This is a genomic window from Leptospira neocaledonica, from assembly GCF_002812205.1.
GTDB classification, from domain to species: domain Bacteria; phylum Spirochaetota; class Leptospiria; order Leptospirales; family Leptospiraceae; genus Leptospira_B; species Leptospira_B neocaledonica.
Genome location: NZ_NPEA01000001.1, coordinates 105,246 through 120,327, shown reverse-complemented (window position 1 = coordinate 120,327; position 15,082 = coordinate 105,246). Strand labels below are relative to the sequence as shown.

Here is a 15,082-nt window from a genome sequence, read left to right as displayed (position 1 = left end):
GATGATCGACTACCAAAATCGGCGCATTACATTTCGCGAATCTACTTCTCCTTGGATCCATTCTTTCTCTTTAGAAACGATCAAATGTCTGATCGTTTGCCGGGGCCCAGTTCGAAAAGAGGCAATGGAAATTTTCGACCAGATCGGGATCAGAGAATATGGTATTCTTCTTTCCGAAAAAGATTCAGTCGTTTATCCGATGGCACTCGCTCCGGAGCTTAGGGATTTTAGATTCCCTTCCAATATCCACAGGGTTCCAGATTATATGGGAGCCGGCGCAGAAGAAAAAGCTGCTAGAATCAAACAGATCATCCAAATTGCAAAAGATAATGGTTACACTCATATCTTTGCAGGTTACGGATTTATGGCGGAAGATTCCGAATTCATCGAAGCAATCGAAGAGAGCGGAATTACCTTTATGGGACCTTCTTCTCATGTAGCCCACCAAGCGGGTTCTAAGGACGAGGCAAAAAAACTCGCTCGCAAGCTGAATGTTTCCGTAACTCCGGGTGTGGATACAATCTCCGCTACTTGCCTTCTTAAAAAAGCAAAGGACGAAAAAGCGTTAGTTACTCTTGCGAAAGAAAAGGGTTTAAACTATACGTATAATTCTTCTATCTCTTTGGAAGAAAACGCTGAAGCCTTATTATACGCAGGTTACGAAAAGATCACCGAATTAGTAACCATTCCTGAATTACAGGCTCAGGCAGAAATCGAAACTGCAGAGATCTGGAAAAAATATCCAAGCAATCGTATTCGTTTTAAATACGTTGGCGGTGGTGGTGGAAAAGGCCAGAGGGTTGTTTCTAAACCGGAAGAAGTAAAAACTGCAGTACAAGAAATACTATCAGAATCTAAAGTAACAGCTCCAGGTTCCAACAGGAACTTTTTGATAGAATTAAATATCGAAAAAACCAGACACAATGAGATCCAGTTGATCGGTAACGGAGAATGGTGCCTGGCTCTTGGTGGAAGAGACTGTTCTGTGCAAATGCACGAACAAAAACTTCTGGAAATTTCTCTTACTCAGGAACTTCTACAAAACGAGATTGCCGTTCTAGAAAAAACATCTCCTAAAAAAGCGGAGATCATGAAGGCGGACTTACAAGTTCTCAAAGAAATGGAAGAACAATCCGAAAGATTCGGAGAAGCTGTAGCTTTAAATAGCGTTTCCACTTTCGAGTTGATCGTAGAAGGAACCAATCACTTCTTCATGGAGATGAACACCAGGATCCAGGTGGAACATAGAGTCACCGAAATGGTGTATTCTTTGAAGTTTACCAATCCCGAAAACAAATCCGAATTCTTTATCGTAGACAGTTTGATCGAGGCAATGGCTCTTCTTGCTCTTCACGGAAAAAGATTACCTAAACCGGAACGTGTCGTTCGAAATATTTCCGGAGCGGAAGTTCGTATCAACGCTACCAATAAGGCGATTCAACCTCACGCGGGTGGAGTAATCTTAGGCTGGTCCAAACCTTTACCGGAAGAGATCAGGGACGACCAAGGGATTTCCGTTAGAAATCCTGATACCGGTCTATTCGTACATTATAAAGTAGCTGGTGCTTATGATTCAAATATAGCACTTTTGATCACTTACGGAACCAGTAGAGAGGATAACCTTCGTAAACTCGGAAATATTCTTAGAAAGACCGAACTTAGAGGTCAGGATTTACAGACCAACTTGCTCGTTCATTATGGCTTGATCCATTGGATCTTAGGAAAGGATCCTTTATTCAAACCTTCTACAGCATTTATGATCTCTTATCTTGCTGCAGTGGGCGCTCTCGAGAGCCTAGGCAAAGATGTGGATCTAGAAGTCGCTTGGACAAAACTTCTTTCTAATGCTCCTGCAGAAGGAAAGAAAGTTCTTTCTCGCAAGCTTACCTTGATCACAAGACCTGTGGCTGAACTGCTTGCAGATGCTCATGTTTTAGCAGGGTTCTTAGGTTATCATGAGAATGTTTCCTGGAAGATCGAAAAAGATCAGGTAGTTTGGTTGCGAAATCCAATCCATATTCTTTCCGACCTTTACTATTATCTGCATATGGAAGGTGAATTACACCAATCTCCTTCCGAACAGATCTGGGACCATGACCAAGCAGTTTTACAATCTGCATTAGCTTTTTATAAAGAACTGGGAAAACTTACCGGCAAAAAAGAGGATTCTCCGGATTGGGACTCCGTATTTGCAGGAAAGGCTCCTGCCGGAGTGGATGCTGGTGTTTGGACCAAGGCGATTTCTTCCCATAAAGGTTTCCAAATCGGATTGGAATTACTAAAACTTATTCCGAACCTTGGAAACAAATCCGGTTTTTATAAACTTGGCGTGGATGAAAATTTAGAGCCGGTGATCCCTGAAGAATTTAAGAAGGCGGACACAAGAGACGCATTCATCAAATTTTTGGCTCCAGCTCCTAAAGCAAGTTCCGACGAGATCGTTTCTCCAATGGGAGGAATGTTCTACTCTAAGGAAGCTCCGGATCTACCTCCGATGGTGAAAGAAGGTGAACATTTTAAAGCAGGCCAACCTTTATTCATCGTAGAAGTAATGAAGATGTTCAATAAAATCACCGCTCCATTCTCGGGAACCATCAAAGATGTGATCCTGAAGGATAGCGATGGAAAGATTATCCAAAAAGGACAAACCATCTTTAAGATCGTTCCGGATGAGGTCGTTAAGATCGAAACTCCTGAAGAGATCCAAGATAGAAAGAATAAGGTAACTTTCTCTCTTCTTTAAGTTTATATCTTCTAAGGTTCTCGTCGGTTAACCGGCGAGAATCTCGGAAGGAACATCTCCTAAGGAAAGTATTTTTTCCGCAGCTCCTCTTTCTATAGCTTCCCTGGGCATACCGAACACTACTGAACTCGCTTCGTCTTGAGCGATGGTTCTTCCTCCGGCTTTCCTAATCTCCAAAAGACCTGCAGCTCCATCTGCTCCCATTCCCGTAAGTAAGAAAGCTTTTGCATTTCTTCCCACATGTTTTGCGACCGAATGAAATAATACATCCACCGAAGGTCTATGACGATTTACGAGTGGTCCATCCGTAATTCTTACGATAAATTGAGCGCCACTTCCTACTACTTCCATATGTTTATTACCTGGGGCAATAAGTGCGATACCTTCTTGTATTCGGTCTCCGTCTTTAGCTTCTCTTACTGTAATTTTGCAGATTTTATCCAAACGATTTGCAAATGTTTCCGTGAATTTTTCAGGCATATGTTGAACGATCACTATACCCGGACTATTTGCGGGAAGAGAAGTTAGAATTTCCTCCAATGCAATTGTTCCTCCTGTAGAAGTCCCGATAGCCACGATCCTATCGGTAGTTGCAATTTTTGTAAAATCAAGTCCGTTCGGTCTGGGAGAAGGAACCGGAATTTGATGTTTCAGTTTAGAAACAGATGCAGAACGAATACATTCTCCCAAATAAACTGCGGAATCTTCCAAAAAATCTTTTAAACCGATTTTGGGTTTGGTAACAATTCCAACTGCACCTTCCTTCAAAGCGATCCAAGCGGTTTCCGAGGATTCCTCCGCAAGAGAAGAGCAAATCAATATAGGAGTAGGGTGAGTGTGCATTATCTTCTTTAAAAAACTGATCCCGTCCATCCTAGGCATCTCGATATCCAGAACGATCACATCGGGCCATCTTTCCGACTTTCCTAATTTTTCTAAAGCGAATACAGGATCGGGAGATGAACCGATTACAGTTATATCCGAATTCATTTCTAATACTTGTTTAAGTACGGATCGGACTACAGCAGAATCGTCGATAATATATACGTATATCATGTTATACTAATTTTTAGGATTTTCCATATACACCTCTCCATCCCAAAGGGAGAAATATATTTTTCGGTGGGATTTACCTCCTATATTGGAGGCGGTTAGATCTATATTTGCCTTACGGACCAGATCCAAGACGGATTCCACATTTTTTTCACCTATTTCTACGATCTTTTTCACCTCTTCTAGTTTATCCTCTTCCGGAGAAAACATGGAAGCTCCACCAAAAATTTTGCATACGAACCTTCCCGGTCGTTCTCCCAATTTTTGGAATTGTTGGAGAAAACTTTCCAAGGCATCGTCCGCATATTTAGGATGAGGTTCAGAAATATGAGGAGGTCGTTTAGGTAACATGATATGGGCCATTCCACCCACTTTCGAATATGGATGCCAAAAACATAATGCGACACAGGAGCCTAAAAGAGTGCGGATCCTTATTCCATTCTCCCCCCAGTAAAAGCCTCCTGGTTGCAGAAAGATATCCCGAACGATTTCAGGCTCCATCTTTCAGCCGGCAGGAATTGCGTTAGCCGCTTCTTCTTTTGTTTCTTCCAATGCGGTCAATTCTTCTACCGTCAATAAGCGGAGAAGGTTTAGTAAAAGAATGAATCCGCTGGCTTGTCTTGCCATTCCCGCTAAAAAATCCACACGTATCCTGGATCCGAATGTGGGAGGAGGTTCTATCTCGGAAGAAGGAATACTCAACACCTCATATACGGATTCAACGATCAGGCCGATATCCATTCTAGCCCCGTTTACTGATTCGGGAACTTCTACGATCACGATACAGGTTCTTTTATCTGGAGAATGTTTTTTCCTGAAAAACTTATCACATACGTCCAAAACTGGGACCACATTTCCTCTTAGATTGATTACCCCCGGGATAAAAGAAGGCATCATCGGAACCGTGGTAACATGAGTGTATTCTAGGATTTCTTTTACATTCAAAAGCCCGATCCCGAAAGTTTCCTCTCCGATCTTAAAGGTCAAATACTGGTTGTCTTCGAAAGTGCTCATTACGACACCTCAGTATTTTTCAAATTTAGGTTTGTCTGGGATACTTACAGTTCTCACCGATGCTAAACTTTTGGACCCGTTACCGGAACTTTCTCTTGTCTGCGACTCTTTGTTCAAACGGAAGAATAGTACGGATTCTCTTAGTGATTCTGCTTGGCTATTCATCTCTTCTGCAATGGCAGCTAACTCTTCGGAAGCGGATGCATTTTGCTGGGAAACCTGATCCAACTGTCCCATTGCCTTATTGATCTCTATCACACCCGAAGCCTGTTCCTCGCTAGAAGCGGTGATCTCTTGTACTAAATCTGCAGTTTTTCTAATATTCGGAACGATCTCATTGATGAGTTTTCCTGCTTTTTCTGCGATTGCTACCGAAGACACAGCAAGACCCGAGATCTCATTTGCAGATTTCTGGCTTCGTTCTGCTAATTTCCGAACCTCAGAAGCTACTACAGCAAATCCTCTACCATGTTCTCCTGCTCTTGCGGCCTCAATTGCTGCATTCAGAGCGAGTAGGTTTGTCTGATAAGCTATATCTTCTATGATGGAAATTTTTTCAGCAATCTGTTTCATAGCAGTCACTGTTTCGGTTACTGACTTACCTCCATCTTCTGCATCTTTAGAAGACTGACTTGCAATCTGCTCTGTCTGTTTGGAATTGCTTGCATTCTGATCGATAGAAGCAGTCATCTCTTCCAAGGATGAAGTAGTTTGTTCTACTGATGCTGCCTGTTCGGAAGCACCTTGGCTAAGAGAATTTGCGGTAGAGGAAACTTCTCCCGCAGAGCCGACTAAACTGCCTGCCTTCATAACGATATCACCCATGATCTCGTTCAGTTTGTCGACTGTGGTGTTTCCGTATTCTTTCAGTTTTCCGAATGTTCCATAATAGTCATTCTCTATCTTGGAAGTCAGATCTCCGTTAGCGAGTCTTTCCAAGGCGTCTACCACTTCATTCAATCCGGTTTCGCTGACTTGTAAGAAGGAATTGATACCTTCTCCTAAACTTCTAAAGAAACCGTCTTTTCCTTCTAGCCGTACTCTGGTTTTAAAATCCCCTTTAGCCGCGGCACCTACGATTTCTTCGATTTCCTTTTGAACAGCAAGCTCTCCGGTAATATCGGACCATTCCACCACAGCTCCCAGTCTTTGCCCTTCAGAACTCAAGATAGGGTTAGCAATTAGGGTAAAAGTCCTTCCTCCGATCACAATCGAAGACTCGTAAGTAGAGGTCAGATTTCCGACTAAATTTCTTTGGTGAGCCGGATTCTTATGGAAAGTATCAATATTGGTTCCAAGGAGACTTTGCAAATTAAACGAGCTTAATTGTTTTCTAATATCTCCTTCGCCGTTCTGGAACATCTTATATACGGCTTTATTCATATATTTGATGTTAAAATCATTATCAGCGATCATCACATTGGTGGAGGCATTGTCTAAAGCCACTTTGATACGAGTTAGCTCTTCATTTTCCAATTTGCGGACTTCCGCTACTTTTTTCTGTTCTGTTACGTCGGACCATTCTACCACGGCTCCTAGTCGGTCTCCGTTTTCGGTGAGAATAGGGTTAGCAATCAGATCGAATGTTCTGCCTCCAATTTCTATACTCGATTTGAAAGTGTTAGTAAATGAGCCGAGTATACCTCTTTGGTGAGCTGGGTTTTTGTGATAAGAGTCTATATTCGATCCAAGTAATTTATTTAAATGGAAATTGTTGAGCTGTTTTCTAATATCAGTTTCACCTATCTCAAACATCTTAACGATCGCTTTGTTCATATATTTGATATTCAGATGAGTATCTGCGATCATAATATTCGTACTGGTATTATCCAAAGCCACTTTGATACGAGTAAGCTCTTCATTTTCCTGGCGTCGAACCTCCAACAATTTCTTTTGCTCGGTAACATCCGCCCATTCAACTACAGCTCCCAGTCTATCTCCGGATTCTGTCAAAATAGGATTAGCTATCAGATCGAAACTTCTGCCGCCAATCTCTATGTTGGAACGGAATGTTTGGTTTAGTTCCTTCAAGATACCTCTTTGGTGAGCCGGATTCTTATGGTAACTATCGATATTCGAGCCCATCAAAGATTCCATACGAAATTGGCTGAGTTGTTTTTTGATATCTTCCTCCGCATTCCCGAACATTTTACGAATGGACTTGTTCATGTATGTGACCTTTAAATTTTGATCCGCCATCATGATATTTGTAGTCACATTATCCAAAGCTGTTCTGATTCGAATAAGCTCCTCTGAATCAGACTTGCTATTCGAAACAATACTTCCGGAAGAGAAAGGTTTTAGATAAATCACCAAGGCGGGCAAAAGAAGAGTCCCGAATATCGCGAACAGAAAATGATAATATACTGGAACTTCTTTCTGGACAGGAACAGATAGTGAAGATCTCGATTTTTCCCAATCGAATTTCAGTTTTTCTAATTTAGGTAGGGAATTTTCAGAAACTTGATTTAGAAAATTCTCCCTTGTATCTTTTGCCTGAATTCCCAAAATTCCTTTTGCGGCAAGGATACTTTCCTGAAGAGATTCTAGATCTTTTTGGAATTGTTGCAGATCTTCCGGATTTTTTAAACCTACTGAAAAACCTTTTAGATCGGATATAATTGTAGATTGTATCGTCTTAAGATTTTCTAATTTAGAAGAAAGAGAATCTTTACTTTGACCGGGAAGGAATAAAGAATAGAAATTGGATTCGTAATCTTTTAATTCCGAATGTATCGTTTCGGAAGAAATCGAAATTTTATCCGAGGATCCGTTCTCGAAGCCATGATCATACATATAACTCCAACCTGCAGATCCGAATGTTAGAACTATTCCCAACAATATAGACCAAACAATTACACTTAGTTTTAATTTACCCTGTCCCATACGATTTACCTATGCTATAAATTAATTATTTCCATTAGCATCGCAGTTCTTTCAACGCGCGAATGTTCTATCTCTCAAATTGGTTCTTTGGATCTTTAAAAGTGAATGAAGACCGGGCACATCAAGAATGAACGCGATCTTTCCTGTCCCCAAAACCGAGGTTCCGCTAATACATTGGATACCTTTAAAAATTTCATTCAAAGGTTTGATTACTGATTGGATCTCACCTAGTAGGTCATTGACTAGGATGCCGAAATTTCTGCCGTCATGCTCTAAAACAAGAACGTTCTTTCTTCCTTCGTCCGGATCGGGGAGTCCTAAAAATCTTCCCAGATGTAGAATGGGCAAAACTTCTCCTCTTAAGTTAATAGAGCCAGAAATTTCTTCGGGAAGAAGTTGGAGTTCCGATTCCATTGTTTCTCTTACCCAGTCCATAGGGACAACGAAATAGGAATCACAGGATCTAACTAAAAATCCATCTATGATCGCTAGTGTAAGCGGAAGACGAATGGAAAATACACAACCTTTTCCGAATTCGGATTGTACGTTCACTGATCCTCTTAAGGATTCGATATTGCGAAGGACCACATCCATTCCTACACCTCTACCGGAAAGGCTTGTAACTGACTCCGCTGTCGAAAATCCAGGCTGGAAGATTAGATTAAATATTTCTTGTTCGTTTAATACTTGGGCAGGATCTATCAGACCTTTTTCGATAGCCTTCTGTCTGATCTTTTCATGGTTGATCCCTTTTCCGTCATCGGATATCTCGATGGAAATACTTCCTGTAGAATGAGAGGCTTGTATCTTTAATTTTCCCCTTTGAGATTTTCCAAGATTCGTTCTTTCTTGGCTTGGTTCAATTCCATGATCTAAAGCATTTCTTAATATATGAACGATAGGATCGTTTATTTTTTCGATCACCGATCGGTCCAACTCAGTTTCCCCGCCCAAAATTTCGAAATCTACTTCCTTTCCGAGTTCCAAAGAAATGTCTCTTACCGTTCGTCTGTACTTTTCAAAAAGTTCTCCGATAGGTACCATCCGAAGAGCCATGGCAGTTTCTCTGATCTCTCCTACGAGTCTGGATAATATTTCGGCAGATTCGTTTAAATCGGAATCTTCCTTGTCTACAAGCAAACGACCTAGGCTTGCTTCAGAGATAATCAACTCACCTACAAGATTTACTAACTGGTCCACTTTTGCGGAGTCTATACGGATCAGCTTAGGAACGATTTGATTTGTTTGAGCTTTATCAGATTCTGACTTTTTAGAAAAAATTTGTTCCTTAGAAGTTTCTGAAGAATGTATAGAAAGGGGAGATTGAAGGCGAAGGCCCTGCAATTCCAAGGCCTTAAAATATTCTTCCTTCTCACATGGAATCTCATCAGCAATTGTATAAAATATTTCTTCGGAAGAATTCGGGGAAACAATCCTCAAAAAAGAGGAATCTTTAACAAAAGAAAAAACGGAGTCGAGATCCTTCTTATCTAAATTGGACTTGAGTTGGACTTCGTAACCTAGATAACAATTTTCAGAATCCCAATGATTCCAATCCGGCAGTTTTGTTTTGTATACGTATAAGTGTTTAATCTCTCCTATTGTTCTTAGATATTTTAAGAAAGAGAACGGATCCATTCCGTCCTTAAAAATATTTTCACCGGGGAAGAATGTAATTTGCCAGTTAGAGCTAACTGCTCCTTGTTTATCTAACTTATCATTGCTTGAATCAATTGGCGGATTTTTAATTTCTTTTTTTTCAGAAACCTTACCTGTAAATCCTTGGGCTTCTTTTATAATTTTTACTTGTTCTGCTTCTAATAGCGGATGTAAATTTTTGCCAGGGATTGGATCTCCTACGATTCGTTTTAAATGATCTATTGCTCTTAGCAAAAAATCTATTTTTGCAGGATCCAGATCTGTTTTCCCGGATCTGGCCAAATCTAATAGGGTTTCCAGTTCATGGGAACATTCTTCGATGGATTCGTATCCGAACATTCCTGCAGTCCCTTTTACGGTATGAACGGAGCGGAACATAGAATGAATCGCTTCTTCGTCGATTTCTCCCTTTTCCAAACGTAAAAGATATAATTCGGCTCCGGACAATAATTCCAGTGATTCTTGTATGAATGCTTCTTTGATCTCGGAAAGATCCATCACACCTTCTCCAGTCCATAAGCAAATTTAAAGGAAGAAGAATCTTTCTTGGAAACTCGAATACGGTCTTGAAAAAATCCGATCAAACCGTATAGATCATAAAATTCTAATAAACAATTCGGATGATTTAAAATGGCAAGATCCCAGGATTTGTACAGGGAATCCTTTTTGAGCAAAATTAAAGATTGAATAAAACTGGAATCCACCTTTTCCAGTGCAGATGTGTCAATCTCGATCCGGATCGGATTTTTATCCAAAAGAGACTGTAATTTGGACTTCCAATCAGAAGCGTAATATATCGAAGCCTCCCCAGAAAGGTCTAAATGAAAGATCGGCCTAGAATTCTTTTGGCCGAGTTCAGATACTTTTATTTCCAATGACATAAAAATTTTCCCGATTATACGAGTAAAACCTGTATCGTTTTTAAAAGTTCTTCCGGTGAGAAAGGTTTGGTGAGCCAAGCCTTAGCACCGGCCTTTAAACCTTCGGTTTTAAGATCATCTTGAGATTCAGTGGTTAACATAATGATCGGAACAAATTTATGATTAGAATCTTCTTTGATTGCCTTCACAAAAGAGATACCGTTCATGTTCGGCATATTCATATCGCTAACTACCAAGTCCACTTTGCCTTCTTTCAATTTTTCTAATCCTTGTAGTCCGTCCTCTGCCTCGACTACCGCAAAGGAGGCTTGAGAAAGATGAAGGGTTAAGATCTTTCGAAACACGGCTGAATCATCCACGATTAAGATTTTTTTCATATTCTCCTTCTTGTCATTCTCATTGAATGGGTAATAATAACTCACTCATCACACAAAGCCGCACATGTTCTCCGGTGTGATCCTTTGCATTATGAATGAAGAATAGACCGTTATGTTTCCTAAGGATCTGATCCACCGCAGTAAGTCCCAAACCAAGACCGAATCTTTCTAAATGGGATACACTTTCTACAGGAGGATGGATACGGAAGAACGGCTGTAAAACTAGGCTTTCGTGTTTTTCGTCCACGCCTCCGTAAGGCCTTTCATCCACGATATTTTTTACTACAACGCAAAAATAACCTTGGTTGATACTAGTGAATATTTCTAGAGAAGTTTTCGAAGCGCAGTATTTGTATGCGTTCAAGATCACTTCTTCCAAGGCCAGAAGGAAAAGATCTTCTTCAATATCCAGTTCTACTTCTTTTTTCAAAGTAGGCAGGGTTAATCTAAGGTTTTTTTTATCCAGATAGGGCAGGATAAACTCGCCGCAACTTTTTATTTTTTCTACAAGTTCCGACGCCTTGATCCTTTTCTTCTCTATATTACGATTAATAATTTCTAATAATTGAGTAAGGCCCTTTAGTAAATTTTTGGTGATCTCTTGGTTTTCGATTACCAGATTCATCATATTTTTATTAATTAAGTAATTTTCACCGTCTTCCTTCATTTCTGTTTTGATCATGTCCAAAAGACTGATGATGGCTCCGATCCCGGAGCCTTGAGATAAAGATGTCTGTAAAGAATGTATAGAGGATTTTTCCCAGGACTCGTCTCCCGCCTTTCTTCTAGTTTCTTTATAAGTAAGCCATTCCAGCTGGTTTCTAAGCTTCAGACTTTCCGCTTCTAGAATTGCTGCCTCGCTCGCCTTCAAAAATCGATAATCTACTGCCTTATTTAGAGCCTTATGGAATTGATCTGGGAGAATAGGTTTGATTATATAATCGAATACGCCTAACTTCATTACCTCGATGACAGTATCAGTGGAATCGAGTGCTGTTTGGACTAACACGGTTGCATCCGGTTGGAATTCCTTCAATTTCTGAATGAAAGTAGGACCATCCATTACAGGCATCATAAGGTCCACTATGTAAAAGGAATACTTATTGGCCTTTGCCATTTCCAGCGCCTCCTCTCCATTGGAAGCAGACTGGTATTGGATCCCGAACTCATCACAGAGAGCTTCGAGCATGAGCGTATTTTCTAACTTGTCCTCAACTAGAAGTATAGGATCTCGGACTACACTCTTTCTCTCCTGTTTATTTTTGATTAAGGAACTTGTAGAGTTAGTCATTGATTTGATCCGCCAATTCTTCTAATACTAATTTTAGTTCGTCCAAGGAGATAGGCTGGGAAAGGACGAAGTCGAAATTCTCCTTGGAATATTTTTTTTCAAAATCTTGAGTTTCTTCCGGAAGGATTAAAACCGTTTTCCAAATTTCCGATATTCTTTCTTTTGATGTAGAATTGGAGTCTTGGAATAGAACCACCTTTTTGTCTTTTTTAAGCTCCCTGAAGAGTAAAGGTTGGTTTTGTTTTTTAAAAAAATGAGTGAGCAGTTCTGCATTTTTCTGATCAGATAATTCCAATTGAATAAAACAGAAATTTTTTAATTTATCCGGATAAGATCCTGCAAAATTTTTTCTTGGTTTGGATTGTTTAGGGGTTTGTTCGAGCCTTGGAAGATTTAAATAAAAAGTGGTTCCAATCCCTTGTTGGCTTTTGACTCGAATGTTTCCCCCATGAGCCTCTACTAATTTTTGGACGATAGAAAGCCCGAGACCTGTCCCTTCTGTATCTCTAGATCTGGAATTTCTAACCTGATAGAATGCGTCGAAAATTTTTCTCTGTTCGGAGTCAGGAATCCCTATACCGGTATCTGTGATTTCTATTATCCAATCTTTTTCATCTTTCTGAATAGAAAGATAGATAGAGCCTTGTTCCGCGGTAAATTTGACCGCGTTTCCTACTATGTTTAGAAAAATCTGTCGAATTCTTTTCGGGTCTCCCCAGATCATCGAAGTAAGTTCTTCTGATTCATCCCATATTAAATGGATATGCTTTCTTAAGAGTTCAGGTTCTAAAAATTCTACAACTTGTTCCAGTTCCTTTCGAATGTCCATTTCTGAAAAATAGAAGGAAGACTTTCCTGCATTCAGCTTAGAAAGTTCTAGGATATCATTAATTAAACCTAATAGATGTAATCCTGATTTATGGATCAGATCTATATAACGTTTATCGTTGGAATTTTCATCTTCTATCTTGATTAATTTAGAAAGTCCTATGATCGCATTTAGGGGAGTGCGAAGTTCATGACTCATATTCGCAAGAAAGTCGCTTTTTGCGGTGCTTGCAGCCTCTGCTTTTTCCTTTTGTACGGAAAGTTCCTTGGTTCTTTTAATTACCGTTTCTTCCAGATTTTCTTTATGAATCTTTAATTCGTCCAGTATGGACATTCTTTCCAGATAAAACCCGATTAAATCTACAAATGTACGAAATGTAAATTGTTCTTCAGGGCCAGATTCGTGTTGAAAAAACTCCATTCCTAAAAATCCGAACCAATCTCCGGACATTCGGATCGGAAAAAGAAAAATTGTGTCTGTTCTTCTTCCTTGGCAAAAAGATCTTTCCGCTTCCGGGAGATCGGAAATACTGAACTCTATTATATCGTTCCTTAGTAAGTATGGCTTCCATCTGGCAAATTTTGAGGAGAGCGAAATTTCAGGATGTGTTTCTGCAAGAGTAGCACTCGAATAGGGACTTTTAATCTCTGCTTGTAATGCTAATACATCCGGGTTTGCGGTTTTCTTGTATAGATAGATCCTTTCCGCTTCGACGAGCACTAAAAAATGTTCGATTGCTCTTTCTACAGTAAAACTTTCGTGAGTTGTATTGAGTAAGACCTGCGAAGCTGCCGTAAGCCCCATTTCGGATCTGAGTCTTTTGGCAGATAATTCTTCTCTAATTACCTTTTCACTAATATCCCTTTGAATAGATAATAAATTTGTAATATTTCCATTCTGATCTTTGACGGGAGAAACCTTCCATTCGGAATAATATTTCGTTCCATCTTTTTTATAGTTAATTGTTGAAGAAGAGTAGGAATCCCCACGCGATAGGCAATTTTTAAGATTTTGTAATATTCTCCTGTCCGTTTCTTTACCGAACAAAATTTTCGGGGAACGACCGATCAATTCATCTGCTTTATATCCGGTCAGCTCGCAGAATGCAGGATTTATAAAAACAATAGAAGGTCCGTTCTCGTTAAGAACAGCGTCTGTAACAAGAATTGCGTCCGAAGTTTGGGAAACGATAATTTGAAAAAGTCCGATCTCTGTGTCGAACCGCAGATCTTCCCCGACCATATAGGCCAGAGAATTTAAGCGAAAATAAACTTAATTCAACCATTTTAGAGGTAAATTCCACAAAAATGACTTATTCTTAAGTAAATTAACTAAATATGGCCATTCCGAGACATAACAAGATGTCGAAGTGCCTACATTAAAAGATTTGCTGGTAATTTAAAGCTCATGGAGTCCTCCCTCGAACCGGGGAAAAGATCCAGGACTGCTTCCGGATAGAATTGCATTAGCTTAGAAATGATCTCATCTACCAAAATCTGAGGTGTAGAAGCCCCGGCAGTGATTCCTAAAATTTTAATCTCAGAGCTATCTAAATAATTTTTATTTAATTCTTCTAAAGAACTTACCTTGAAAGAAGAAGGTTTGGATTTTTGGGCCAATTGTAGAAGCCTAAGTGAATTGGAACTATTATCTGCACCGATTACCATCATCGCATCTATAGACTCCATCATGGAGGATACAGCTTCTTGTCTTTCAGTAGTTGCGTAACAAATATCATCTTTAGCAGGATGTTCTACGCTTGGAAATAATTCTGCGATCTTCTCCACCACCAATTTTGTATCTGCTACAGACAAAGTAGTCTGCATAAGATAGGTAATCGGTTGGTTTATATCTAATTTTCCGACCAAATTTTGGACATCTTCCGGGGATTCGACTAGGAACATATGGGCTTCTCCAGTAGTTCCTATTGCCTCGTCATGTCCTTGGTGGCCTATATAAATGATTTGGTGAGAATCTTTATACCTACGCGCTTTTCTGTGAACTCTTGTGACTAGAGGGCAGGTGGCATCCCCGATCTTCATATTCCTACGTTTTGCTTCTTCAACCACCTCTGGAGAAACACCATGAGCGGAGAAAACTACAGTAGAACCGTCAGGAGCCTCATTTAGCTCGTTAATAAATTTAATGCCTCTTTTTTTCATATCTTCCACGACTCGTCGGTTATGGACGATCTCTTTGCGGACATAGATCTGTTCCTCGGAACTGGATTGGACCTGTTCCACATAGGAAATTGCGTATTTTACTCCGGCACAAAAACCGCGGGGATTCGCGAGATAGATTTTTTCAAGCATCTACCTTTCAGACTGTTCGGGCTGGCTAAGGAGGCAA

At 40.0% G+C, this 15,082-nt stretch carries 11 protein-coding genes; 1 reads left to right on the top strand and 10 read right to left on the bottom strand.

Annotation, left to right across the window (positions count from 1 at the left end):
- Position 1: 1 nt before the first annotated feature.
- Positions 2 to 2,743: an ATP-binding protein gene (locus CH365_RS00565; protein WP_100766665.1), complete on the top strand. Its 2,742-nt coding sequence runs from the start codon at positions 2 to 4 to the stop codon at positions 2,741 to 2,743.
- 27 nt (positions 2,744 to 2,770) lie between these two features.
- On the opposite strand, the gene CH365_RS00560 is transcribed toward CH365_RS00565, so the two are convergent.
- From CH365_RS00560 to ispH, 10 genes are all read right to left on the bottom strand, one after another.
- A complete protein-coding gene (locus CH365_RS00560; RefSeq protein ID WP_100766664.1) occupies positions 2,771 to 3,799 on the bottom strand; it encodes a protein-glutamate methylesterase/protein-glutamine glutaminase in 1,029 nt (342 codons plus the stop codon).
- Between the two features lie 6 nt (positions 3,800 to 3,805).
- Positions 3,806 to 4,297: a chemotaxis protein CheD gene (locus tag CH365_RS00555; protein WP_100766663.1), complete on the bottom strand. Its 492-nt coding sequence runs from the start codon at positions 4,295 to 4,297 to the stop codon at positions 3,806 to 3,808.
- 3 nt (positions 4,298 to 4,300) lie between these two features.
- A complete protein-coding gene (locus CH365_RS00550) occupies positions 4,301 to 4,810 on the bottom strand; it encodes a chemotaxis protein CheW (protein WP_100766662.1) in 510 nt (169 codons plus the stop codon).
- 9 nt (positions 4,811 to 4,819) lie between these two features.
- Positions 4,820 to 7,606: a methyl-accepting chemotaxis protein gene (locus CH365_RS00545; protein WP_100767003.1), complete on the bottom strand. Its 2,787-nt coding sequence runs from the start codon at positions 7,604 to 7,606 to the stop codon at positions 4,820 to 4,822.
- A gap of 141 nt (positions 7,607 to 7,747) precedes the next feature.
- Positions 7,748 to 9,853: a chemotaxis protein CheA gene (locus tag CH365_RS00540; protein WP_100766661.1), complete on the bottom strand. Its 2,106-nt coding sequence runs from the start codon at positions 9,851 to 9,853 to the stop codon at positions 7,748 to 7,750.
- Entirely contained in the window at positions 9,853 to 10,236 is a 384-nt protein-coding gene (locus CH365_RS00535; RefSeq protein ID WP_100766660.1) for an STAS domain-containing protein, read from the bottom strand. The genes CH365_RS00540 and CH365_RS00535 overlap by 1 nt, the downstream gene beginning before the upstream one ends.
- A gap of 14 nt (positions 10,237 to 10,250) precedes the next feature.
- Positions 10,251 to 10,613 carry a response regulator gene (locus CH365_RS00530; RefSeq protein ID WP_100766659.1) on the bottom strand — a complete coding sequence of 121 codons (363 nt, stop codon included), beginning with the start codon at positions 10,611 to 10,613 and terminating at the stop codon, positions 10,251 to 10,253.
- A 19-nt stretch (positions 10,614 to 10,632) separates the two neighbouring features.
- Positions 10,633 to 11,904, bottom strand: a complete 1,272-nt coding sequence (locus CH365_RS00525) for an ATP-binding response regulator (RefSeq protein WP_100766658.1) — start codon at positions 11,902 to 11,904, stop codon at positions 10,633 to 10,635.
- Positions 11,897 to 13,975 carry a PAS domain-containing sensor histidine kinase gene (locus CH365_RS00520; RefSeq protein WP_100766657.1) on the bottom strand — a complete coding sequence of 693 codons (2,079 nt, stop codon included), beginning with the start codon at positions 13,973 to 13,975 and terminating at the stop codon, positions 11,897 to 11,899. Before CH365_RS00520 ends, CH365_RS00525 begins: the two co-directional genes overlap by 8 nt.
- A gap of 131 nt (positions 13,976 to 14,106) precedes the next feature.
- Positions 14,107 to 15,045, bottom strand: coding sequence for a 4-hydroxy-3-methylbut-2-enyl diphosphate reductase (ispH, locus tag CH365_RS00515; RefSeq protein ID WP_100766656.1), 939 nt, complete (start codon positions 15,043 to 15,045; stop codon positions 14,107 to 14,109).
- Positions 15,046 to 15,082: the final 37 nt, after the last annotated feature.